The sequence below is a fragment of the Micromonospora sp. MH33 genome (assembly GCF_003013775.1).
GTDB lineage: Bacteria > Actinomycetota > Actinomycetes > Mycobacteriales > Micromonosporaceae > Micromonospora > Micromonospora fulviviridis.
In genome coordinates, this window is record NZ_MUYZ01000584.1 from 1 (window position 1) to 1,879 (window position 1,879).

Genomic DNA, 1,879 nt, shown 5'->3' on the forward strand with positions numbered 1-1,879 from the left:
GCTGGCCGACCGGCTCGCCGCCACCGGCTGGACCTGCGCCGTCGGGCGGGTCCCCGAGTACGAGGGCGCCCCGGCCGCCTGGCCGTGGACGCAGCTCGCCGCGGCCCTGCCCGACGCGGCGGAACCGGAGGAACCGGCGGTCGCCGGTGGATCGGTGGCCGGCGGACCGTACGGCGCGCCGGTTCCCGGTGGCGTGTCCGGCGGGTCGCTCGGCGACGCTCCGGTGGACGTGCCCGTCGCCAACGAGCCGGCAGTGGCCCGGTACCGGCTGCGCCGGATCGCGGTCACCCGGCTCGGCGCGGCGGCGCGACACGGCCCGGTGCTGCTCGTCCTCGACGACCTGCACCGGGCCGACGAGGACACCCTCGACCTGCTCACCGCGCTGTTCACCGGCCCGGAGCCGGTGACCGGGCCGGTGCTGGCGGTCGGCACGTACCGGGCCACCGGGATCACCCCGTCGCTGACCGGTGCCCTGGCCCGCCTCGCCCGCACCGAACCGGTCCGGGTCTACCTGGGCGGGCTCGCCGAGGCGGAGACCGCCGACCTGGTCCGGGCCGTCGCCGGGCCGGCGGACGGGGACACCGTGCGGGTGCTGCACCGGCGCAGCGGCGGCAACCCGTTCTTCGCCCGGGAACTGGCCCGGCTGCTCGCCGTCGAGGGGGCCGCCGCGCTGGACACCGTCCCGGCCGGCGTGCGGGACGTCATCCGGCACCGCCTGGCGCAGCTGCCCGAGTCGACCCGGACCGTGCTGCGGCAGGCCGCGGTGCTCGGCCGTGACCTCGACGCGGACGTGCTGGCCGCGCTGGCCGGCGAGGAGGCCATGCTGGACGCCGTGGACCGGGCCGCGCAGGCCGGCTTCCTCACCCCCGACGGCACCCGCTTCGGCCACATCCTGGTCCGCGACACCCTCTACGCCGACCTGTCCGCCCCGCGCCGGGCCCGCTGGCACGCGGCCGCCGGCGCGGCGCTCGAACGGCTCCGGCCGGACGACGTCGCCGCCCTCGCCCACCACTTCGGACAGGCCCCCGGTCCGGACGCCGCGACCCGCGCCGCCCGGTACGCCGCTGCCGCCGCCGAACGGGCCGAGCGGCGCAGCCACCCGCACGAGGCGGCCCGGCTCTGGCAGCAGGCCGTCGCCGCCCACGACCGGGCCGGCGGGAACGACGTACGCGCGAGGCTGGCGGCGGTCATCGGCTGGGGTCGCAACCTCGCCGTCACCGGCCACCTCGACCGGACCCGCGGGCTGCGGGCCGAGGCGGTCGCCGCCGTCGAACGGCTCGCCGACCCCGGGCTCACCGCGGACGTGCTGGCCGCGTTCGACGTGCCGGCCGTCTGGACCCGCAACGACGACGAGGAGCTGTCCCGCCGCATCGTCGCCGCCGCCGAGGCCGCACTCGCCGCGCTCCCCGCCGGCCAGGCGGTCCGGCGCGGCCGGCTGCTCTGCACCCTCGCCCTGGAGTTGCGTGGCGAGACCGGCGACCGGGGCCGGCGGGCGGCCGCCGAGGCCGAGGGGATCGCCCGCCGGCTCGGTGACCCGGCGCTGCTGGCGTTCGCGCTCAACGCCCGCTTCATGCACTCCTTCGACCGGGCCGGCCGGGCACCGGAACGCGCCCGCGTCGGCGCCGAACTGGTCGACCTGGCTGCCCGGCACGGGCTGGTCACCTTCGAGGTGCTCGGGCACCTCATCGCACTCCAGGCGCACTGCGCCCACGCCGACCTCGCCGCCGCCGACGCCCACGCGGCCGCCGCCGACCGGCTCGCCGCCCGCTACGAACTGCCCCTGGTCGGCGTCTTCACCGCCTGGTACGCCGCCCTCCGGCTCGCCGTCGCCGGCCACCGCGCCGAGGCCGAGGCGGCGTACCGCGCGGCGGCCGTCCGG

At 79.4% G+C, this 1,879-nt stretch carries 1 protein-coding gene; it reads left to right on the forward strand.

Annotated features, from left to right (window positions below; translation table 11 throughout):
- The coding region (locus B0E53_RS38265) for an AAA family ATPase (protein WP_348639693.1) at positions 1–1,879 on the forward strand (1,879 nt) is incomplete at both ends.